This is a genomic window from Brucella haematophila, assembly GCF_005938105.1.
Taxonomy (GTDB): Bacteria; Pseudomonadota; Alphaproteobacteria; order Rhizobiales; family Rhizobiaceae; genus Brucella; species Brucella haematophila.
In genome coordinates, this window is record NZ_VCPE01000011.1 from 108,969 (window position 1) to 129,626 (window position 20,658).

A 20,658-nucleotide genomic window follows, 5' to 3' on the forward strand; every position below is an offset into this window, starting at 1 on the left:
AGCCTTTATTTGAGAGTTCCGCCGCGAGCACGCAATGCTTCGGCAACATGATCGGCATCGTCAAGCGCGGCCAGTGACAGCGGCAGCACCAGTTGCCAGCCTGGGCGCCTGCGCGACCGGGCGCGCCATGCTTCAACAAGCTGTCCGGCCTTGGCAATCAGCACCGGCGAAAAGCGTATCACCAGCGGAATGGCCGTTTCAAGAATTTGCGTCGGCAGGCCCAGGCGACGCAAAGGCACGTTGAGAAACCGCAGCAGATGCACGAAATCTTCAAGCGGCGTGGTCATCGTCACCAGATTGGCCAAGGCGATCATCGTGACGACCCGCACCGTGATTTCCACCCCTTCAAGCGCGGTGTAGAAAGCCAGATGCCAGAGAAAAATCACCGCGGCAAACGGCAGAACCGGGCGCATGGCCTGCAAGCCAGCGCGAAAGAACACCCGCCCCGGAAGCGCGTAGAGCACAAGACAGAACACGAATGCGCCAAGCTGGAACCAGACCGACTGGACCATGAAAAGCGTCGTGGTCGCGATGCAAAGCGCTGCGACCTTGGCCGCCACCGGCCATTGGTGGGCGCGTGTTTTAACGGGAGAGGTGAGAGAGATCATCGCTCTTGCCCTGAAGGATCATTTCTTCAACATAGCGGGTCAGAACCGTTTGCGCATCCCCGGTTTCCCGGATCTGGCCCTGATCGATCCAGAACACTTCGTCATAACCGTGCAAATCTTCCGGATGGTGGGAAATGTGGAGAAGACGCGCCTCACCGGCATTCAGATAGCGCGACAACTGATGCCGCGTCGGAATATCGAGCCCGGCAAAAGGCTCGTCGAGAATGATCAGCGCCGGGCGCATGGCGACCACCGACATCATGCAGACGAGATGCTTCTGCCCTTGCGACAAAGACTGGATTGCGGCATCGGCCCAATGTTCCTTGCCGAAATCGCCCAGCACCTTTATCGCCATCGTCCGTGCATCGGCTTTGGTCGCGCCCTGCTGGCGCAGGCCGAAAGCGATTTCCTCGATGACAGTTGGAAAGATGATCTGGTGTTCGGGGTTTTGAAACAGGATCCCGACCGTTGAAAGCGCCGCCTTGCGGTCTTCGTACAGGTCCTGGCCCGCAATGCGGATCGCACCTTCTGAGGGTTTCAGCAGACCAGCCAGAAGCCGTGCCAGCGTGCTCTTGCCGGAGCCGTTTCTGCCGACAATGCCCATTCTGCGCGCCGTAGAATGGAGCGATACACCATGCAGGATTGGTCGCCCGGCGATGGCGTAACCAACGCCGTCGACAGCAATAAATGGTGCGAATGCGCCATTATCGGGCATGGTTCAACAATCCTATTTCGGGCCGTGTTTTTGCATTGCTGTAAAGCCTTGCAGGCTTTGACCAGAACCCGGCCAGGATTGCAACCATACAGACGCAACCAATCATCAGGAGCAATAACATGTTCATTCGTCAGACCGGTTTGTCGGTTCGTCCGTTTTTGCTGTTTCCCGACGACTAAAGATTGGTTAATGTTTACTTAATTACGCCGGTATCGCGGCGACCCAACGCAGTTAGCGTTGGATGGGGGAGAAAATGAAAAATGCGCAGCGGTTCAATGAAAAGGGATAGCGGGGCAAAAGCGGAATTGCCCGCCAGCACATCGACAAGAACGAATGGACAATTGAAGCGACCGATCTGGATCGACCGGCTTACGGCATCGGAACTGACGCTCTTTGCCTGTTCATGCGCTGTCGGCACGATTATAGTGCTCAGCCAGGTGCTCCAGTTCTGAGAGCCTGTTCCAAAAGTCGCCCTGTGTCGCTGCAACCTCATGAAAAAGGCGGGACTGAATAGTCCCGCCTTTTGTTTTATCAGGCTGCCAGCGAGGCGATATCGATCACGAAGCGATAGCGCACGTCGCTTTTCAGAACGCGCTCGTAAGCTTCGTTGATATCCTGAATATTGATCATCTCGATTTCCGAAACGATGTTGTGCTCGCCGCAGAAGTCCAGCATTTCCTGGGTTTCCTTGATCGAGCCGATCATCGAACCGGAAAGGCTCTTGCGGCCCGGGATAAGCGAGAAGGCATGGACCGGCACCATATGTTCCGGCGCGCCGACAACGACCATGCTTCCATTGACCTTGAGCAGGCCAAGATAGGCATTCCAGTCGATGGCGACGCCAACCGTGCAGATGATCAGATCAAAGCTGCCTGCAAGCTTCTCGAAGGTCGAGGCATCGCTGGTGGCGTAATATTCCTTCGCACCAAGCTTGAGGCCGTCATCCTTTTTCGACAGCGACTGGCTGAGTACCGTGACATGCGCGCCCATCGCATTGGCAAGCTTGACGCCCATATGGCCAAGCCCGCCCATGCCGACGATGGCGACGCGCTTGCCGGGACCGGCATTCCAGTGGCGGAGCGGCGAATAAAGTGTGATGCCGGCGCAAAGCAGCGGTGCCGAAGCATTAAGCGGCAGATTGTCCGGAATGGAAAGCACATAGCCTTCCTTGACGACGATCTGATCGGAATAGCCGCCCTGTGTGCGCGCCTTTCCTTCGGCGTCATCGCAGTTATAGGTCTGGATCAGGCCCGGCAGATATTGTTCGTTGTCGACGTCGCGCGTCGCACAGCCGACACAGGAATCCACGAAGCAGCCGACGCCAACCTTGTCGCCAACCTTGAACTTCGTCACCTTGTCGCCGACAGCCGTGACGATGCCCGCAATTTCATGACCGGGAACGATTGGATAAACGGCATTTTTCCATTCATTGCGAACCGTGTGAATGTCAGAATGGCAAACACCGCAATACTGGATCGAGATGACCACATCATCGGCATTGGGTTCGCGGCGTTCAAATGTGAACGGCACCAGCGGCTGATCCGCGTCGGTGGCGGCATAACCTCTTGCAATAGCCATAATAAACTCCGTTTTTCAGGGGAAAATTGGGGGAGGATGAGATGATCGACTATGCTCCGAACCGGGAAAACAGGGTAGACCGATCCTGCAAGCTTCTTGCACAATCCTGCAAATCTGATGTGCTCGACCAACCCTGTCCCTTGGTTTCGATTTCCGAAAAGGATAAATAAGGACCGTGTCGGATCGTTGACAAAGCAAGGTGCCCATGAACTTACCCGTTGATGCATATAGGGAACTGGCGTCGCTTGCCGAGCGCTTCATCGAGACCGATGGCGAGCGCAAAACCGCGATTGACGGCCTGTCGATAAGCAGACGTTCAACGCCGAGTGTGCCCTGCCATGGCAGCTATCGCCCGTGTCTGGCCATGGTTCTTCAGGGCGCGAAATCCCTGCGCCTCGGCTCGGCCACAATCAACTATGCAACGGGAGAATATCTCGTCACTTCGCTCGACCTGCCGGTGACCTGGCGGGTGGTCGAGGCAAGCGCCGAAGCACCGCATCTTTGCCTGTCGCTCGCCATCGACAGTGAAAAGCTGGTTGATCTTCTCGGGCGCAGCGACATTCGCCGCGGCATTGCGCCGTCGGAAAACCAGTGGGGCATCAGTGTCAACGCTGCGCCTGCCGGGCTTGTCGATGCGGTGATCAGACTTTTGCGCCTCCTCGACAACCCGGAGGATATTCCCGTGATGGCACCGCTGATCGAACAGGAAATTCTCTATCGTCTGCTGACAGGTCCAAGCGGCGACCGTCTGATCAATATCGCCACCGTGGACAGTCAGGCCAACCGGATCGCGCGCGCCATCGGATGGCTGCGCCAGCATTTTGCGCTGCCCTTGCGCATCGAACAGCTGGCCGAGCATGTGAATATGAGCCCGTCGTCGTTTCACCACCATTTCAAGTCGATCACGGCCATGACGCCGATCCAGTATCAAAAGCAGTTGCGTCTGAGTGAGGCGCGCCGACTGATGCTGGTCGAAAGACTGGATGCTGGCACGGCTGGCCACCGCGTGGGCTATCAAAGCCCTTCGCAATTCAGCCGTGAATACAGCCGCCTTTATGGCAATCCACCGGTTCGCGATATCGAGGCCGCCTAAAAACATTACAAAATTTGTTTAAACGTCTTCGCCATCGGCAGGCTTTGCTTGCTGTTGCTGTCGTATTCCCTATCTATAACCGGGGCGGGTCGACGCATGCATGATGGTGAAGATGATGAATACAAACGTCCAGGGCTTCTCAAATCCGGAGCGAAGCTTTTCCGTTCCGGCCAATGAAGTCGAACGGCTCGAAAGCGTTCGCAGCCTTGTCTCCCTTTCGAGCATCGGCTTGCCTGAACTCGACACGTTGGTCGATCTCGTCAAGGACGCATTTGGCGCGAGCACATCCGCCCTGAATATCGTCGATCAGGACTGGCAACGCGTCGCGGCCAATGCCGGGCAGCAAGTCAGCAGTTGTCCGCGCGAGATGACCGCATGCACATTCGTGGTTGAAAGCGGCAAGAGCTTTGTGGTCGAAGATATGGTTGAAGACCGCTTCTTCTGCACCATGCCCTATGTCACCGGAGAACCGCTTTTCCGGTTCTATGCCGGTGCGCCGGTTTCGGTCGATGCGGGCCTGACAGTTGGCTCGCTTTGCATTCTCGACAACAAACCCCGGCATATTTCCCAGAGCGATCTGGCCAAGCTTGAAGACTTTGCACGCGTCGCGAGCGGCCTTCTGCGCCTGCAAAAGACCAACAAGTTTCTCAACGACGATTCCGTCGCCCTCAAGCGGCTGGCGCTGACCGACCGGCTGACCAAGCTCTACAATCGCGGCGCGCTTTACGAGCTGGCAATCCCGATGATCGAGGATGCGCTGAAGAACGGCAGATCGGTTGGAGCGCTGTTGATCGATCTCGACCGCTTCAAGGCCGTGAACGACACGCATGGACATATTATGGGCGACGCACTGCTGATCGAGGCCGCGCGGCGTCTGCGTTCTGCCCTTGGGACCGACGATCTGCCGGTACGGGTCGGCGGCGATGAATTTGCAGTTGTTCTGCCCAATGCAACCGGCCAAAACGAAATTGAAGCCGTCGCGGCAAAGATCGTGGCAACCTTCCGCGAGCCCTTCATCATTAACGGCATTGTTCTGGATGTCTCCGCCAGTATCGGCGCTGTTGTCGCGCCACGCGACGGCCTCACGCCGCAGGATCTGGCGCGCAATGCCGACATCGCGCTCTATGAAGCTAAAGGCAAGGGACGTAATTGTTACAGCGTCTTTGGCGCAGCAAACTGATCTGAGCCCTCTATCCAAAACACCGCAACCGATCAGAACTGATCGGCTGCGGTGTTTTCATTTCAGGTTTTTCAGTCGAAAAACTGGTTCCGCGGCCGCGGCAGTCCAAGATGATCGCGCAGGGTAGAACCCTCATAGTCGCTGCGGAAAATATTGCGCCGCTGCAATTCCGGCACCAGCTTTTCCACCACATCGTCCAGCCCTTGCGGCACGAATGGAAACACCACCGTAAAGCCGTCACAACCGGCCTCGTCCAGCCATTGCTGCATCTCGTCGGCGACACTTTCCGGCGTTCCCACGAAGGCCAGACCCGAATAGCCGCCATAACGCTGGGCAAGTTGGCGAACCGTCAGGTTTTCTTCGCGTGCTAGCTTCAACACCTGTTCCTGGCTCGACTTGCTGGCATTGGTGTCAGGAAGTTCCGGCAGATAGGAATCCGGATCGAGACCGGATACATCGTGCCCGATGGCAATCGACAGCGACGCAATGGCGCTATCGTAATGCACCAGACTATCAAGCTTTGCGCGTTTTTCCTTTGCATCGGCAATCGTCTCACCAATGACGATAAAGGCGGCGGGCAATATTTTGAGGTGGTCAGGATTTCGCCCGGCGGCTGCAACGCGGCTCTTCAGGTCGGCATAAAGTTTCTTGGCATCGGACAAGCCACGCGGCGCGCAGAAGACAACTTCGGCTGTCTCAGCGGCCAGCTGCCGTCCCGGCTCCGATTGCCCCGCCTGTACGATCACCGGCCAGCCTTGCACCGGGCGCGCAATATTGAGCGGCCCACGCACATTGAAGTCGTCGCCCTTGTGGTCAAGGACATGCATCCGTGACGGGTCGAAATAAATGCCGGATTGCTGATCGCGCAGGAATGCATCATCGGCGAAACTGTCCCACAATCCCGTCACCACATCGAAGAATTCACGCGCGCGCTTGTAGCGTTCATCGTGAACCAGATGCTCCTCTTTGCCAAAATTGAGCGCCGCATCCGGGTTGGAGGTCGTGACGATGTTCCACGCCGCCCGCCCCTGACTGATATGGTCAAGCGAGGCAAAGCGCCGGGCAATGTGATAGGGTTCGTCGAAGGTTGTGGACGCCGTTGCGGCCAGACCGATCTTGTCTGTCACAGCCGCCAGCGCCGACAGCAGGGTGAACGGTTCAAAAGACGTGACGGTGTGGCTGCGCTTCAGCGCCTCTTCCGGCATGTTGAGCACGGCCAGATGGTCGGCCATGAAGAAAGCGTCGAACTTGGCAGCTTCAAGCTTCAGCGCAAAAGACTTCAGATGGTGGAAATTGAAATTGGCGTCGGGATAAGCTCCCGGATATCGCCACGCGCCAGTGTGCAGACTGACGGGGCGCATGAAGGCGGTAAGGTGTAACTGTCGTGTCATTCGTTCATTCCCGAAGCAGTTTCGAACCCCAATTTTAAGGGGCTTGATCCCACAACGGCAAGCATGAGCTGTTTCCACAGACCGGCACAATTGCGCAACATTTTGTTATCGGTCGGGGTTCTTGTAGCAATCGCGACCCTATTGCGCGCGGCGCACGGTTTCAGATGGAAGATAGCCGAAACGCTGGCGGTAATCGGCTGAAAACAGACCCATATGGTTGAAAGCCCAGGCCATGGCGATGCGTGTAATATCGCCGGGCCCGGCATATCCGCGGGCAAGCTCTGCATGCACCTTGTCCAGCCGCATATTCTTGAACACGCCGAGCGGCGTGTTGCCCCGGACACTGCGGAAGGTGCGGTGCAAGGTGCGGGCGCTGGTGCCCGTTGCGTCGACTAGCTCCTGCAAGGTCAGTTGCTTGTCGAGATTGTCGAGCATGAATTTTTCGGCGCGCTGGACATAGCTCGGCACCGCACTCATCAGCGGTCTTGCGCGCGGCTGCGTATCGAGCGCCGCCGCAAGCGACGCCATCAGGCTGTCTTCCAGCCGCTCCGACAGGCCACCATGGAAGAAGGCTTCCTTGTCCTTCTCGATTTCGTTCATGACGAAATGCGCCAGCTGATAGAAGGCGTGGCCGACCGGGGTATCGAACGATACAACCCTCTTGTTATGGGTGAACTGCTCGATGAATTCCTTGCCGCCCAGAATATCAATCTGGGTATCGTTCAGGCTGAAAATCAGCATGCGTGTGGACGGGTGAAACTCAAGGTCGATTGCCGAATGCGCATCGACCAGCTGGGCATTCATGCCCGACTGATACAACAGTTCGTCACCGCGCCGGTCGCGTGAAACGAAGATGCCCTGCAACGGAACCTGCAACAAAGTCATATCGTTATGCGCTTCGACTTCGATACGGGCGTGGCCGCCGATGCGGATCGCCGTCAGACCGAAGGGCCGCATGCGTCCGTGGGCGACTTCCGTGCGATAGGTCCGGCTGGATTTCTTCGAGATGCGGCAAGGCCGGAGCAGCCCGGACATGGTGTCCTGGAACGAATCGATGGACGGCGAAAGCCGGTGCATATAGCTCGTAGTCAGCATCACGATATTCCCCGTATCTCATTTAGAGAGCATTTTATTTTAAGATTAAAGTATCATGCCGTGGCGAGAGCGCAAGCACCGTGAAAATTTTGCCTCAAAACGCGTTTCTGGCGGTTTCCTGTTAGGAATGGCGATTTGGTGATAGACAGCACCGTTCCCGCTTTTATCGTTGGTCCCAGGCGCCAGAGAGCAGCCACGAAAAAGGGAACCGCGAATGAAAGCGATTATCGTCGGAGGGGGCATTGGCGGCCTCACCATGGCACTCATGCTGCATGCACGAGGCATCGACTGCCAGATTTTCGAAGCAGCACCTGAAGTCCGCGAATTGGGCGTTGGTATCAATGTGCTACCGCACGCCATCCGCGAACTGGCCGAGATCGGTCTACTGCCCGCCCTCGACGCCACCGGCATCCGCACCCGTGAACTGATTTACGCGACACGGCAGGGCCAGGAAATCTGGCGCGAACCGCGCGGCGTGGATGCAGGCTATGATGTGCCACAGTTTTCCATTCATCGCGGCTATTTGCAGAAACTGCTCTATGATGCCGTGATCGAACGTCTTGGCCCAGACGCCATCGTCGCCAACCAGCGCTGCGTCGGCTATGCCCAGAGCGAAGGTTCGGCGACGGTGCATTTCGCCGAAGGATCGAAGATCGCCTCGGCAACCGGCGACATTGTCATCGGCGCGGATGGTATTCACTCCGTCATCCGGCATCAGATGTTCCCGAACGAAGCCGGGCTAAAATGGAACGGCGTCATGATGTGGCGCGGCGCGGTTGAAAGCGACCCGTTCCTTGACGGTCGCACCATGATCGTTGCGGGCGGCTTTACCTATAAGCTCGTGCTTTATCCTATTGCGAAGGGCTCGACACCCGGCAAAATCCTCAACAACTGGGTCGTCACCTATCGTCCGGGCGCCGACGGATCGCCTGCGCCGAAGCGCGAAGACTGGAGCCGTCGCGGCACGCATGAAGAGCTGATGCCGCATGTCGAGAAGTTCGGCATCAATGTGGTGGATCTCGCCGCGCTGGTGCGGGCAACCGATACATTCTTCGAATATCCCATGTGCGACCGCGATCCCGCCCGCTGGTGGACCGATGGCCGTGTGGCGCTGATCGGCGATGCCGCCCATCCGATGTATCCGGTCGGATCCAACGGCGCGAGCCAGGCCATCATCGACGCCCGCACGCTTGCCGATCATCTGGCCGCCGCCGAACACGGTCGTGCAGCACTTGCCGCCTATCAGGCCATCCGACTGCCTGCGACTGCGGAAATCGTCCGGCTCAATCGTTTGGGTGGGCCGGAAGGTGTCATCGATGAGGTCGAACGTCGCGCACCGTCCGGTGTTGCCGATCTGGACGGCGTCATCAGCTTTGCCGAACGCGAGGCGATTGTTCGCGGCTATGCCGCAAAGGCAGGCTTTTCAACACAGCAGGTCAACCGGGAAGTAACCCGGGCGACCGCCTGAAACTCGCGTCTGAGTAGTTTCTAAACGCGCATCTTTTCCGAAAACCGTTTCACACTTTTCGGGATGCGCTCACATGAAAGGGAATCCAAGTGACTGATCTTCCAGCTGGCGTGACCAAATCCGGCTCCTCCGTGGACGGCGTTGTCTGGCACATTCTGGGCCAGACCTATGTGCCAAAGCATGTCTGCGAAAGCTCCATGTCGTGGCATGCAACCTTCCCTCCCGGCACCTTCGTTCCGCCGCATATCCACACCACGCAGGAAGAATTCATCTATGTGCTGGAAGGCCGCCTCGACCTGCTGCTCGACGGCAAGGATGCCGTTGCCGAAGCGGGCGATCTCGTCTGCCTGCCGCGCAATATATCGCATGGCATTTTCAACAAGTCCGAACAGCCGGTGAAGTGCGTTTTCTGGGTTTCGCCGACCGCAAAACTCTGGGACCTGTTCGTTCGCATCAACAATGTCGGTGATCCGGCTGAAATAGTTCGCGTTGCACCGGCTCATGAGGTTGAATTTTTGCCCGCGCCAGCAGAATAATGCATTCGCCCGGCAGATGTATGGGAGTACATCTGCCGGGTAATAAGCATTTCCAGCAAAAGCGCTTCGCACTTTTGTGTCGGACAATGCGAAAGAAAAAGAAAACAAAGCAAAAATCTGCAATCGAGGTGGAACAATGAAAATTTCGACGAAAGCAGCACTGGCGCTGCTCGCCGCAACCATGTTGAACGGAACCGCGCAGGCCGAAGACGGCAAGATCAAGATCGGTTTGATCTATACGCTAAGCGGGCCATCGGCCTTGCTGGGCGAACAGTCCCGCGACGGTTTTCTGCTTGCCATGGACAAGCTGGGCAACAAGCTCGGCGGCCTCGATGCTGAAATCATCGTTCAGGACGATGAGCAGAAGCCGGATATCGGCGTCAACAAGGTCCAGCAGATGATCCAGCGCGACAAGGTGGATTTCGTCATCGGGCCGATTTTCTCCAATGTCCTGAACGCCATCGTCAAGCCGGCAACCGAATCCGGCGCATTCCTGATCTCGACCAATGCAGGCACGTCCAATCTGGCCGGCAAGGATTGCAACCCCAATCTGTTCGTGACGTCCTATCAGAACGACCAGATGCATGAAGTTTCCGGCAAATATGCCGAGAAGCAGAACTACCAGCGCGTGTTCCTGATCGCCCCGAACTATCAGGCAGGTAAGGACGCGCTCGCCGGTTTCAAGCACTCCTATAAGAACCAGGTCGCGCAGGAAATCTATGTGCCGCTCGGCCAGCTGGATTATTCGGCGGAACTGGCGCAGATCGCCGCTGAACAGCCAGACGCCGTCTATGCCTTCCTGCCCGGCGGCATGGGTGTGAATTTCGTCAAGCAGTATCGTCAGGCCGGTCTTGAAGGCACGCCGTTCCTCTCGGCATTCACCGTGGACGAAACGACCTTGCCTGCGCAGCAGGATGCAGCGGTTGGCTTCTTCGCCGGTTCGAACTGGGCGCCGGATCTCGATTCCGCACCCGCCAAGGAATTTGCCGCCGCCTATGAAGCCAAGTTCAAGCGCATTCCGGCGACCTTTGCCGTACAGGCCTATGATGCCGCCATGCTGATCGATGCGGCGGTCAAGCAGGTCAATGGCAATCTGGCCGACAAGGACGCCTTGCGGGCCGCCATGAAGGACGCAAAATTCACCTCGCCGCGCGGTGAATTCAGCTTTGGCGACAACCACTTTCCGATCCAGAATTTCTACCTGACCAAAGTCGTCAAGCGCGATGACGGCCAGTTCGCCACGTCCTACGTTGAAACGGTCTTCAACGACTACAAGGACAACTATGCAGCTGAATGCAAGATGTAACCCGGTGGAAGAAGGGCGCTCCGATGAGCCCAGTCTTCTCAATTTCCAAGTCTGAAACAGTTCACGCCAGCCTGTCTGGCGTGAACCGGGCTTCAGTACAACGAGTTCCGGACATCCCCCATGCTCAATCTTTTTCTGCTGCAGTCCCTTAACGGGATTCAGTTTGGCATTTTGCTCTTTCTCGTCGCCGCCGGTCTGACGCTGATCTTCGGCGTCATGGATCTCATCAATCTGGCGCATGGCGTTCTTTATATGGTCGGTGCCTATCTGACCGCGAGTTTCACTGCCATGACCGGCAGTTTCTTCTACGGCATCCTGATCGCCCTTCCCGTCACGCTCGTCATCGGCATCGTGCTGGAAGTGCTGGTCTTTCGACGATTATACGAACGTAGCCATCTCGATCAGGTTCTGGCGACTTTCGGCCTGATCCTGATTGTGAATGAACTGGTGAAGATCATCTGGGGTGCAGCGCCGCTCAGCGTGCCGATGCCAGACTCCCTGTCCGGCTCCATCCAGCTTTTCGGAAACCTGCGCTATCCTGTCTATCGCCTGCTGATCATCGCGGCTGGCCTTCTCACGGCGGCAGGTCTCTATGTCCTCGTCAATCACACGCGCATCGGCATGTTGCTGCGCGCCGGAGCAACCAATGGGGATATGGTCTCGGCGCTCGGTATCAATATCCGTCGCCTGTTCATGGTGGTCTTCGGACTTGGCGCAATGCTTGCGGGCTTTGCCGGCGGCATGGTCTCCCCCATCCTCTCGGTCGATCCGGGCATGGGCGACTCCATCCTGATCCTCACCTTCGTCGTCATCGTGATCGGCGGCGTCGGCTCGGTGCGCGGCGCTTTTGTTGCGGCCATCGCTGTCGGCCTCGTCGATACGCTTGGCCGCACCTTCGGGCCGATGCTGCTCCGCAATCTGCTTGATCCTGCCGCCGCTTCCCAGATGGGCCGCACGCTGGTGCCGATGCTCACCTATATTCTGATGGCAGCCGTGCTCTATTTCCGCCCGACCGGTCTCTTCCCGGCACAGGGAGGAACGCGATGAGCGAGATTACCCATAACAGCGCCCGCGATACCGCCATGCCGGAGAAAGCCAAAACCCGACCATCGCCTTTGCTGGATGCAGGCCCGTGGCTGGTCTTCGCCGCCTTTGCAATCGTTCCGCTTCTTGCATCCGCTCTCGGCGACAGCTTTCTTCTGGTGATCGTCACCCGCATCATGATCTTTGCGCTGGCAGCGCTTTCGCTCAACTTCATCATGGGTTACGGCGCGCTCGTCTCCTTTGGTCATGCGGCCTATATCGGGATCGGCGCTTATTCGGTCGGCATCCTGTCCAGCTATGGCATCGATGATCTGATCCTTCAGCTGGTCGCGGCTATTGTCGCCGCAGCGATCTTCGCCTTCGTCACCGGCTATATCTCGCTGAGAACCAGCGGCGTCTATTTCATCATGATCACGCTGGCCTTTGGTCAGATGGCCTTCTTCTTCATGGTGTCCCTGTCGGCCTTTGGCGGCGATGATGGAATGACACTGTCGTCGCGTTCCACGCTGTTCGGCAATGCGCTGCTTTCCGGCAATCTGGTGCTGTTCTATTTCGTGCTGGCGCTGCTTGTCGGGGCGTTTCTCACCTTCCGCATGCTGGTGCATTCAAGGTTCGGGCGCGTGCTGCGCGGAACGCGGGATAATCCGGTGCGTATGCGCGCCATCGGCTTCTCGCCCTTCTCGTTTCAGCTCACCGCCTATGTCATCGCCGGTGTGGCGGCAGCCATTGCAGGTGTTCTGCTGGCCAACCAGATCCAGTTCGTTTCGCCTGCCTTCATGAGCTGGCAGCGCTCCGGTGAACTGATCGTCATGGTGGTGCTGGGCGGCATGGGCACGCTGATCGGCCCGGTCCTCGGCGCAACCGCCTTCATCGTGCTGGAAGAAGTACTGGCTCACTTCTCCGAGCACTGGAAACTCGGCCTCGGCCTTTTCCTCGTTCTCGTCGTGCTTTTCAGCCGCGACGGCATTGGCGGGCTGATCCGCAAGCTGCGTGGAGGTTCCGATGTCGGATGAACTTCTTCAGGTGCATGACCTGCACAAAAGCTTTGGCGCGCTCAAGGTCACGGACGGTGTCAATCTCACCGTCAAACGCGGCGAAATTCACGCGCTGATCGGCCCGAACGGTGCTGGAAAGACCACATTGATCCACCAGCTTTCGGGCAATCTGAAAAGCGACCGCGGTACGGTGATTTTCGATGGCCGCGATATTTCCAGTCTCGCCATGCCCAATCGTGTTCATCTGGGACTTGCGCGCTCGTTCCAGATCACCTCGGTTCTGGAGGGCTTCAGCGTGCTGGAAAATGTTGCGCTGGCCGTTCAGGCGCGATCCGGTTCGAGCTTCCGCTTCTTTCAGGCGGCAAGCAAGGAAGCCGGGATCAACGAGCAAGCCATGACAGCCCTCGCCCGCGTGCGGCTGGACGATCGCGCCCATCGCCGGGCCGGAGCGCTTTCTCATGGCGAAAAGCGCCAGCTTGAGATTGCCATAGCGCTCGCCACCGAAGCACGGATGCTGTTGCTCGACGAGCCGCTGGCTGGCACCAGCCACGAGGAATCCGTTGTGCTGGTCGAGTTGATGCGCGCACTGCGCCAGACCCATACGCTGGTTCTGATCGAACATGACATGGATGCCGTTTTCTCGCTGGCTGATCAGGTGAGTGTACTTGTCTACGGGCGCGTGATCGCATCCGGAACACCCGACGCCGTGCGCTCCGATCCGGACGTGCGCGCCGCCTATCTCGGTGAAGAGGAGGCCGCATAATGCTGAAAGTCGAAGGGCTCCAGAACGCCTATGGCCAGTCCCGTATTCTGTTCGGCATCGACTTTGAAGTCGGAGCGGGAGAGGTCGTTACGATCCTCGGCAGAAACGGCATGGGCAAAACCACAACCATCAAGTCGATCTTCGGCTTGCTGCCGCCGAAGGGCGGCAAGGTTTTCGTCAATGGCCAGGACGTTACCGGCAAACCGCCCCATGCGATTGCACGCGAGGGGCTGGGGCTGGTCCCGGAAGGGCGGCAGATATTTCCAACGCTCAGCGTTGAGGAAAACCTGTTGGCCACCCGGCGCACGGATGCCCGCTCGTCCAAATGGACACTGGATAGCATCTACCGGATGTTCCCGCGCCTGAAAGAACGGCGGCGCAATATGGGCAACCAGCTTTCCGGCGGCGAGCAGCAGATGCTGGCCGTTGGCCGCGCCCTGATGACCAATCCGAAAATGGTCGTGCTGGACGAGGCGACGGAAGGATTGTCGCCGCTGATGCGCGAAGAGATCTGGTCCTGCCTGCGCAACATCAAGGATGAGGGCGAAGCGATCCTCGTCATCGACAAGAATGTCGATGCGCTGGCGCGCTTTGCAGACCGTCACGTGGTTATCGAAAAAGGTCGTGTGGTGTGGAGCGGTGACAACGCCGCGCTGTTGAACACCCCGGACATCAAGGAACGCTACTTGCACGTTTGATCGGGAGAACATCCCGAGACAGGCGATGCGTCTTTCGGACAGAATGTCCGTAAAAACAAATAGTTAGAACGGCTACAACGGTTCAGCCTCCACTGAAGCCGCTCTGGAAGCCGAACGTAAACTGGCATTGACAGGAGAAGAGCATGCACCCCAGCGCTCATGTGGACACATTCGTTCTGGATAATCTCCCGGCTGCGGAACTTCTACCGGATATCATCAATCTCGACGAACTCGGCTACCCGGAACAGCTGAACGCGACCTATGAACTGGTGGATGCGCATCTGGCAAACGGCAAGGGCGACCGCATCGCCTTGCAGGCGCCGGGCGTGCGCTGGACCTATCGCGATCTTGCCGCCATGATCAACAAGATCGCCAATGTGCTGACAGATAAGCTCGGCATGAAAACCGGCAACCGCGTCATGATCCGCTCGGGCAATAATCCGACCAAGATTGCGCTTTATCTGGCGATCATCAAGGCAGGCGGTGTCGTCGTGGCGACCATGCCGCTTTTGCGCGCCCGAGAGCTGGTCCAGATCATCGACAAGGCAGAGATCAGCATCGCCTTTTGCGATCATGCGCTGATCGGCGAAATGCAAAATGCCGTGGCGCAGACCAATTTCGTCAAGACACTGGTGACCTGGGAGGACCATGCGGGCGGTGAGCTTGGCGCATTGCTGGCCGATGCATCCGGCGATTTCGACCCAGTGGCAACGCGGGCGGATGACCCCTGCCTGCTCGGCTTCACATCCGGCACCACCGGCTTGCCGAAAGCGACGATCCATTTCCACCGCGACCTGCTGATCGTCTGCGACTGCTATGCGCATCACATATTGGACGCGACGGAAGACGATATCTTCATCGGCTCGCCGCCGCTGGCTTTCACATTCGGCCTTGGCGGACTGGTTCTCTTTCCTTTCAGGATCGGCGCTTCCACAGTGCTTCCGGCAAAGACCGCGCCCCATGATCTGGCGCTCGCCATCGGCGAATATAAGCCGACTGTCTGTTTCACCGCGCCGACGGCCTATCGCGCCATGCTTTCGAAAATTGATCAATATGATCTGTCTTCACTGCGCAAATGCGTTTCAGCCGGTGAAGCTCTGCCGCTTCCCACTTTCGAAGCGTGGAAGCGCGCAACCGGGCTGTCGCTGGCAGATGGCATCGGTGCAACGGAAATGCTGCATATCTTCATTTCCGCGCCGGAAAACGACATTCGTCCCGGCGCGACCGGCAAGCCAATCCCCGGTTATGAAGCACGCGTCATCGATGACAATGGGCAGGAATGCGCGCCCGGCACCCCCGGACGCCTTGCGGTTCGCGGGCCGCTCGGCTGCAAATATCTGGCAGACCCGCGCCAGACCAAATATGTCGAGAATGGCTGGAACATCACCGGCGATACCTATGTCATGGATGAGGACGGCTACTTCTGGTATCAGGCCCGCAATGACGACATGATCGTTTCCGCCGGATACAATATTGCCGGGCCGGAGGTCGAGGCCAGCCTGCTCGCGCATCCGGCTGTAGCGGAATGCGGCGTGGTGGCAGCGCCGGATGAGGAACGGGGCTGCATCGTAAAAGCCTATGTGGTGCTGAACGAGGGCTATAATGGCGATGCGAATTTGCAGGAAACCCTGCAACGCCATGTCAAAAGCGAACTCGCACCCTATAAATATCCACGCCTGATATGCTGGGTTTCCAGTCTGCCCAAGACAGAATCCGGAAAATTGCAGCGATCCGCCCTGCGCGCGCAGGCGGCAACCGAAGCCCGCGCCTGACGCGGCTTCACGCATGAAAAATGCAGGAGACTTCAGTGCTTCAAGACTTCGATACCGCCTATGACAATATGAAAGCCATCAGCGATTCCGCCACATATCCGCCGCGCTGGACGGAACTGGCCTCCGGCTTTCGCGCCAAAATGCGCGATCAGGGCCGCTTGATCCCTGACATCGCTTACGCCGAGGGTACGCGCAACCATTACGACCTCTTCCTGCCGGAAGGCACGGCCAAGGGTACGCTCGTCTATGTCCATGGCGGCTATTGGAAGGGGCTGGACAAAAGCTTCTGGTCGCATCTGGCGCAGGGAGCGCTCACGCGCGGTTATCGCGTGGCCATGCCGAGCTATACGCTGTGCCCCGAAGCGCGGATTTCCGGCATCACGCTGGAAATCGGTCGTTTCATCGACCGGCTGGCGCAGGAAGTGGACGGCGACATTGCGCTGACCGGCCATTCCGCAGGGGGGCATCTCGTCAGCCGCATGGCTTGCGAAAACGCACCCATTGCCGCCGCGACGGCGGAACGGATCAGCCATGTTCTTTCCATCAGCGGGTTGCATGATCTGCGCCCGCTGCTCAAAACCGCGATGAACGACATTTTCCACATGGATGCGGAAGAAGCCGTCTCGGAAAGCGCCGCGCTACAGCGCCCGCGCGCGGATATTGCCGTGCATTGCTGTGTCGGCGGTGACGAACTGATGGAATTCCGGCGGCAAAATGCACTGCTGGCAAACATCTGGTACGGATTGGGGATCGAGACCAGCGCCTGGGAAATCGACGGAACGCATCATTGCGATGTGATCGACACGCTGTGCGATCCCGAAAGCCGCGCTGTTAAATTCCTCTGCCCGTAACACCGGGGAAGCGAAACGCTTTTCGCTTATGGCGGAAAGCGTTTTCAGAAATGCTCTATCGGAAGGCCGCGCCGTTCCTGTCCGGACAGGGCAAACCCTGCCGGCTCGGCTTTCGCTCCGCCGCTCATGCGGTTGATCATCACGGCCACTTCGGTTCTGTTATGGACACCGAAACGCTTGATCAGAGCATCGACATAATCCTTCACTGTATGGGGCGAAAGTTCCAGATGCCGTGCGATCTGCTTGTTGGTGTTGCCCGCAGCCAGCAACCGGGCGACGGTCGAAAGACGCGGCGGCAGGCTGGTCAGATTGGCGCCGGGCGTCTTCGCCGGACGCGCTTCCTGGATATTGCGCAAGGCCAGCGCCGACGAACGGCACAACAGTGACACCTGCTCTTCGAGCTGTGTTGCGTGCATCTCGAAACCGGCGGCATAAATCAGCGCCTGAATATTGCCGCCAACATAAACCGGACAGCACAAGTTATCGTTGTAGTTCCATCGATAGAGCAGCGTCCGCATCAGCGGCACATTGCCCGCTGCATTCTGGGGCAAACGGGAGCCTGCAACCGCGCTGGCATTCTGCACAACCGCCGCAATCATCGGATCTGAATCCGCCAGCCCGTTCTGATATTCGAGAAGAAAGCCGGTGGGCGTGTTGATGCTGTGAAAAAGGCGCGGCCGATTATTCTCCAGCAAATAAATTCCAAGCGAACGCACGCGCAGGACATGCGCGGCGAAATAATCGCAAGCTATTGTAAAATCGTCATAATTACGGCTTTCCGCAACAGAAAGTGCCGCAGAGACCCGCTCGTCTATCGATAGTATTTCCCTGGGCATTCTCTCTCCCGAATTCCCAAGCCCCCCATTCGGGGGGAATGTTTGTTCCCGCTCTTGTTCGTATCATTCCCGCTTACAACGACTAAATCAAGGGGAACCGTTTTGGATACCAGCGTGCACCGGGCTCACACCGCCGACAACTATTCCGCAGTCATTCAGGGCTTCAACGACCGCCTGCAAGCCATTCTACCCCTGATTGAAGAAAAGGCCGAAGAAGCGGAACAACTCGGGCGGATGCATGATGACGTCGTGGACGCGATGCGCAAGGGCGGCTTCTACACGATGCTGTTTCCGAAGGAAGTCGGCGGCGCGGAACTGCGACCCGTCGATGCCATGAAAATCATGTCGGCTCTTTCCTATGCCCATGCCTCATCCGGCTGGTGCACGATGGTCAACAATATGGAAGGCACGACCATGGCGATCTACCTCGACGACGAGGGGATTGCCAATGTGTTCAAGGATGGTGTCGATATCACCATTGCAGGCAACGGCGTGCCGCGCGGCTTTGCCCGCAAGGTCGACGGCGGCTACATGATCCGCGGCAACTGGGCCTATGGAAGCTCCATTTTCCACGCGGAATGGATTCATTCCGGCTGCTTCCTGCTCGATCCCAAGGACCCGAACGGCAAAGCGCTGCTGAAAGACGAAACCGGCGCACCGCAGATCATCGTCGCGCATCACCCGCGCTCGACGATCCAGCTGCTCGGCAACTGGGATGTGCTGGGCCTGCGCGCCACCGGCAGCTTCGACTATACGCTTGCAACCGACGAAGACCTCTTCGTACCGGATTCCATGGTCTATAGTTTCACGCAATCCGCACCGAAACGCGGTCAGTCGCAGGGCCATCTCGGACTGGCAGGCTACAGCGCCCTCACCCATACGAGCTGGGCCATCGGCGTTGGTCGCCGGATACTCGATGAACTCGCCAAGGTGATCCGCCAGCGACAGGACCCATTCGGCAAGAGCGCAGATAGCGCCAGCCTGCGGTTCCAGTTTGCCAATGCCGAAGCCCGCTATCGGGCGGCGCGGGCGCTTGCCATGGAAACATGGGAAGATGTCTCGCAGACCACCGCATCTGGCGGTGTTCCAACCCTCGACCAGATGACGATGGTGAAGCTCTCGCTGCGCTATATGCACGACATCGTTTCCGATGTGGCGACATTTGCGCATCGGGCGGCGCGCGGCGCATCGCTGCACAACACGGCCATGCAGCGCTTCTATCGCGACATTCATTCCGGCACCCAGCATATCCTGCTTGCCGACCAGATCGTCGAGGAATGCGGCAAGGGTTTGCTCGGCCTGTCCGGCCCCGGTGCACGATGGACCGTTTTCGGCATCAGCGAAAACTGAGACCGGCCATGACGAGAAATATTGTCAGCTTCGTCGGGTGTGATCGCCCGACGAAAGTTCACCGGCTAACCCAGGCGATTGCCGCAAGGCTGGAAGCGGAAGACGATGTGTCGGTCACGCATCTGGACCTGTCGCATGCTGGGCCGAACCTGTTTACCGTCAATCGCAAGGCGCTGGACCGGCAATCCGAAATCCTCATTTCGGAGATCGAGCATTGCGATGCCTTGATCGTCGGCTGCCCGGTCTATCAGGGAAGCTATCCCGGCCTTTTCAAGCATGTGTTCGATCTCGTGCATCCATTGGCGCTGCGCGGTCGCCCGACCGTGCTGTGCGCGGTGGGCGGCGGGCATCGTCACGCGCTGGTCGTCGAGCATCATCTGCGTCCGCTCTTCGGCTTTTTCGAAGCGGGAACCGTCGCAACCGGCATTTATGCCTGTTCGGCGGAACTGGAACCGGACGGGCTGTTGCCTCCGGCCCTCGAAGCGCGGATCGACAGCGCCGTCGACCAGATGAGAAAACAATTGGTCCAGTCACACCAAGCCAGCGGCATAAGGTGGAAAGATGTTGAATTACTCGAGCAGTTTTGAAAAACGCACGGTCGAAATCAGAGGCAAAACCATCACCTATCTCATAAAGGGTGAAGGCAAGGATGTCGTCTTTCTGCATGGAACCGGAACATTTCCCGGCTTCGACAGTCTGGCCGACATTGCTTCGCGAAACCGGCTCATCATTCCGTTTCATCCGAATTTCGGTGAAAGCGACGATGATGCCGATATCGTGCAGATGGGCGACTATGTGCTCCATTACATGGATTTCTTCGATGCGCTGAGGCTGGACCAGTTCAGCCTCGGCGGCTTTTCGCTGGGCGGCTGGATCGCCGCTGAATATGCGATCAGACAGCCGGACAGGCTCGCCGCGCTGTTTCTGGCAGCACCTGCCGGTCTCGACGTTACGGCCATCCCCCTCCCCGATCTGTTTCAGGTCGCGCCTGCCGATATCCCTGCCCATCTGGCGCACGATCCGGCGGTCGCGCTCCGCTATTTCCCATCTGCGCCCGACAGCCGGTTCGATGCAGCGCTTGGACGAGAAATGGGCGCGCTGGCGCGGGTCCATGCAACCGACGGACGTGGCAATAAAAAGCTTGGCCATTGGCTGCACCGGCTGAACATGCCGACCCTGATCCTCTGGGGCGAGGAAGACCGGGTTATCCCCGCGCAATATGCCGAAGAGTGGCAGCGCGGGATCAGCGGCGCACGGCTGGAGAAGCTCGGCGCAACCGGCCATCTGCTGTTTGAAGAAACGCCGGCGGCGGCGACACTTGTGCGCGATTTCCTGTCGACGGTCTGAGGTCCGTTTTCAAGCATTGGGCACCGCACGCT

General features: G+C 58.2%; 21 protein-coding genes. 14 read left to right on the plus strand and 7 right to left on the minus strand.

Going from position 1 to position 20,658, the window contains the following annotated elements; genetic code table 11:
- Positions 1-5: 5 nt before the first annotated feature.
- The 4 genes from FGI60_RS16780 to FGI60_RS16795 form a co-directional block, all read right to left on the minus strand.
- Positions 6-608 carry an energy-coupling factor transporter transmembrane component T family protein gene (locus FGI60_RS16780; protein ID WP_138786168.1) on the minus strand — a complete coding sequence of 201 codons (603 nt, stop codon included), beginning with the start codon at positions 606-608 and terminating at the stop codon, positions 6-8.
- Positions 583-1,323, minus strand: a complete 741-nt coding sequence (locus tag FGI60_RS16785; RefSeq protein ID WP_138786169.1) for an energy-coupling factor ABC transporter ATP-binding protein — start codon at positions 1,321-1,323, stop codon at positions 583-585. Before FGI60_RS16785 ends, FGI60_RS16780 begins: the two co-directional genes overlap by 26 nt.
- A gap of 193 nt (positions 1,324-1,516) precedes the next feature.
- Positions 1,517-1,741 carry a hypothetical protein gene (locus FGI60_RS16790; protein WP_138786170.1) on the minus strand — a complete coding sequence of 75 codons (225 nt, stop codon included), beginning with the start codon at positions 1,739-1,741 and terminating at the stop codon, positions 1,517-1,519.
- Positions 1,742-1,854: 113 nt separating this feature from the next.
- Entirely contained in the window at positions 1,855-2,901 is a 1,047-nt protein-coding gene (locus tag FGI60_RS16795) for an NAD(P)-dependent alcohol dehydrogenase (RefSeq protein WP_138786171.1), read from the minus strand.
- Positions 2,902-3,106: 205 nt separating this feature from the next.
- On the opposite strand from FGI60_RS16795, the gene FGI60_RS16800 reads away from it, so the two are divergent.
- Together FGI60_RS16800 and FGI60_RS16805 are read left to right on the plus strand one after the other, a co-directional pair.
- Entirely contained in the window at positions 3,107-3,994 is an 888-nt protein-coding gene (locus FGI60_RS16800; RefSeq protein ID WP_138786172.1) for an AraC family transcriptional regulator, read from the plus strand.
- Positions 3,995-4,109: 115 nt separating this feature from the next.
- The gene (locus FGI60_RS16805) at positions 4,110-5,174 is read left to right on the plus strand and encodes a sensor domain-containing diguanylate cyclase (RefSeq protein WP_235889840.1); all 1,065 of its coding nucleotides are present in this window, start codon (positions 4,110-4,112) and stop codon (positions 5,172-5,174) included.
- Between the two features lie 71 nt (positions 5,175-5,245).
- Here FGI60_RS16805 and FGI60_RS16810 read toward each other — a convergent pair whose 3' ends face one another.
- A complete protein-coding gene (locus FGI60_RS16810; protein ID WP_138786174.1) occupies positions 5,246-6,565 on the minus strand; it encodes an LLM class flavin-dependent oxidoreductase in 1,320 nt (439 codons plus the stop codon).
- A 138-nt stretch (positions 6,566-6,703) separates the two neighbouring features.
- A complete protein-coding gene (locus FGI60_RS16815; RefSeq protein ID WP_138786252.1) occupies positions 6,704-7,660 on the minus strand; it encodes an AraC family transcriptional regulator in 957 nt (318 codons plus the stop codon).
- Between the two features lie 214 nt (positions 7,661-7,874).
- On the opposite strand from FGI60_RS16815, the gene FGI60_RS16820 reads away from it, so the two are divergent.
- The 9 genes from FGI60_RS16820 to FGI60_RS16860 all read left to right on the plus strand — a co-directional run bounded on the left by FGI60_RS16820 (position 7,875) and on the right by FGI60_RS16860 (position 17,093).
- Positions 7,875-9,128 (plus strand): flavin-dependent oxidoreductase, encoded by a 1,254-nt coding sequence (locus FGI60_RS16820; protein ID WP_138786175.1) that lies wholly within the window; start codon positions 7,875-7,877, stop codon positions 9,126-9,128.
- A gap of 89 nt (positions 9,129-9,217) precedes the next feature.
- Positions 9,218-9,664: a cupin domain-containing protein gene (locus tag FGI60_RS16825; RefSeq protein WP_078338209.1), complete on the plus strand. Its 447-nt coding sequence runs from the start codon at positions 9,218-9,220 to the stop codon at positions 9,662-9,664.
- 136 nt (positions 9,665-9,800) lie between these two features.
- Positions 9,801-10,970 (plus strand): ABC transporter substrate-binding protein, encoded by a 1,170-nt coding sequence (locus FGI60_RS16830; protein WP_078338408.1) that lies wholly within the window; start codon positions 9,801-9,803, stop codon positions 10,968-10,970.
- A 120-nt stretch (positions 10,971-11,090) separates the two neighbouring features.
- Positions 11,091-12,017 (plus strand): branched-chain amino acid ABC transporter permease, encoded by a 927-nt coding sequence (locus FGI60_RS16835; protein ID WP_138786176.1) that lies wholly within the window; start codon positions 11,091-11,093, stop codon positions 12,015-12,017.
- Complete coding sequence (locus FGI60_RS16840) at positions 12,014-13,027, plus strand: branched-chain amino acid ABC transporter permease (protein ID WP_138786177.1); 1,014 nt, start codon at positions 12,014-12,016, stop codon at positions 13,025-13,027. The genes FGI60_RS16835 and FGI60_RS16840 overlap by 4 nt, the downstream gene beginning before the upstream one ends.
- Positions 13,017-13,772, plus strand: a complete 756-nt coding sequence (locus tag FGI60_RS16845) for an ABC transporter ATP-binding protein (protein WP_138786178.1) — start codon at positions 13,017-13,019, stop codon at positions 13,770-13,772. Before FGI60_RS16840 ends, FGI60_RS16845 begins: the two co-directional genes overlap by 11 nt.
- On the plus strand, positions 13,772-14,470 hold the full coding sequence (locus FGI60_RS16850) for an ABC transporter ATP-binding protein (RefSeq protein ID WP_138786179.1): 699 nt from the start codon (positions 13,772-13,774) through the stop codon (positions 14,468-14,470). The genes FGI60_RS16845 and FGI60_RS16850 overlap by 1 nt, the downstream gene beginning before the upstream one ends.
- Before the next feature lie 143 nt (positions 14,471-14,613).
- Positions 14,614-16,242, plus strand: a complete 1,629-nt coding sequence (locus tag FGI60_RS16855) for a benzoate-CoA ligase family protein (RefSeq protein ID WP_138786180.1) — start codon at positions 14,614-14,616, stop codon at positions 16,240-16,242.
- Positions 16,243-16,277: 35 nt separating this feature from the next.
- On the plus strand, positions 16,278-17,093 hold the full coding sequence (locus tag FGI60_RS16860) for an alpha/beta hydrolase (RefSeq protein WP_138786181.1): 816 nt from the start codon (positions 16,278-16,280) through the stop codon (positions 17,091-17,093).
- A gap of 44 nt (positions 17,094-17,137) precedes the next feature.
- Here FGI60_RS16860 and FGI60_RS16865 read toward each other — a convergent pair whose 3' ends face one another.
- A complete protein-coding gene (locus FGI60_RS16865; protein WP_235889841.1) occupies positions 17,138-17,929 on the minus strand; it encodes a response regulator transcription factor in 792 nt (263 codons plus the stop codon).
- 114 nt (positions 17,930-18,043) lie between these two features.
- Between FGI60_RS16865 and FGI60_RS16870 the strand changes: the two genes are divergently transcribed.
- The 3 genes from FGI60_RS16870 to FGI60_RS16880 are packed head-to-tail and all read left to right on the plus strand — an operon-like array spanning position 18,044 to position 20,626.
- Positions 18,044-19,279 carry an acyl-CoA dehydrogenase family protein gene (locus tag FGI60_RS16870; RefSeq protein WP_235889842.1) on the plus strand — a complete coding sequence of 412 codons (1,236 nt, stop codon included), beginning with the start codon at positions 18,044-18,046 and terminating at the stop codon, positions 19,277-19,279.
- 8 nt (positions 19,280-19,287) lie between these two features.
- Positions 19,288-19,866: an NAD(P)H-dependent oxidoreductase gene (locus tag FGI60_RS16875; RefSeq protein ID WP_138786183.1), complete on the plus strand. Its 579-nt coding sequence runs from the start codon at positions 19,288-19,290 to the stop codon at positions 19,864-19,866.
- Positions 19,841-20,626: an alpha/beta fold hydrolase gene (locus FGI60_RS16880; RefSeq protein WP_138786184.1), complete on the plus strand. Its 786-nt coding sequence runs from the start codon at positions 19,841-19,843 to the stop codon at positions 20,624-20,626. Before FGI60_RS16875 ends, FGI60_RS16880 begins: the two co-directional genes overlap by 26 nt.
- The last annotated feature ends 32 nt before the right edge of the window (positions 20,627-20,658 follow it).

Excerpts from the sequence above, each read along its gene's own strand:
- FGI60_RS16780 (WP_138786168.1), bottom strand. The coding sequence starts at position 608 with ATGATCTCTCTCACCTCTCCCGTTAAAACACGCGCCCACCAATGGCCG.
- FGI60_RS16785 (WP_138786169.1), bottom strand. The coding sequence starts at position 1,323 with ATGCCCGATAATGGCGCATTCGCACCATTTATTGCTGTCGACGGCGTT.
- FGI60_RS16795 (WP_138786171.1), bottom strand. The coding sequence starts at position 2,901 with ATGGCTATTGCAAGAGGTTATGCCGCCACCGACGCGGATCAGCCGCTG.
- FGI60_RS16800 (WP_138786172.1), top strand. The coding sequence starts at position 3,107 with ATGAACTTACCCGTTGATGCATATAGGGAACTGGCGTCGCTTGCCGAG.
- FGI60_RS16805 (WP_235889840.1), top strand. The coding sequence starts at position 4,110 with ATGAATACAAACGTCCAGGGCTTCTCAAATCCGGAGCGAAGCTTTTCC.
- FGI60_RS16810 (WP_138786174.1), bottom strand. The coding sequence starts at position 6,565 with ATGACACGACAGTTACACCTTACCGCCTTCATGCGCCCCGTCAGTCTG.
- FGI60_RS16815 (WP_138786252.1), bottom strand. The coding sequence starts at position 7,660 with ATGCTGACTACGAGCTATATGCACCGGCTTTCGCCGTCCATCGATTCG.
- FGI60_RS16820 (WP_138786175.1), top strand. The coding sequence starts at position 7,875 with ATGAAAGCGATTATCGTCGGAGGGGGCATTGGCGGCCTCACCATGGCA.
- FGI60_RS16830 (WP_078338408.1), top strand. The coding sequence starts at position 9,801 with ATGAAAATTTCGACGAAAGCAGCACTGGCGCTGCTCGCCGCAACCATG.
- FGI60_RS16835 (WP_138786176.1), top strand. The coding sequence starts at position 11,091 with ATGCTCAATCTTTTTCTGCTGCAGTCCCTTAACGGGATTCAGTTTGGC.
- FGI60_RS16840 (WP_138786177.1), top strand. The coding sequence starts at position 12,014 with ATGAGCGAGATTACCCATAACAGCGCCCGCGATACCGCCATGCCGGAG.
- FGI60_RS16845 (WP_138786178.1), top strand. The coding sequence starts at position 13,017 with ATGTCGGATGAACTTCTTCAGGTGCATGACCTGCACAAAAGCTTTGGC.
- FGI60_RS16850 (WP_138786179.1), top strand. The coding sequence starts at position 13,772 with ATGCTGAAAGTCGAAGGGCTCCAGAACGCCTATGGCCAGTCCCGTATT.
- FGI60_RS16855 (WP_138786180.1), top strand. The coding sequence starts at position 14,614 with ATGCACCCCAGCGCTCATGTGGACACATTCGTTCTGGATAATCTCCCG.
- FGI60_RS16865 (WP_235889841.1), bottom strand. The coding sequence starts at position 17,929 with ATGCCCAGGGAAATACTATCGATAGACGAGCGGGTCTCTGCGGCACTT.
- FGI60_RS16875 (WP_138786183.1), top strand. The coding sequence starts at position 19,288 with ATGACGAGAAATATTGTCAGCTTCGTCGGGTGTGATCGCCCGACGAAA.
- FGI60_RS16880 (WP_138786184.1), top strand. The coding sequence starts at position 19,841 with ATGTTGAATTACTCGAGCAGTTTTGAAAAACGCACGGTCGAAATCAGA.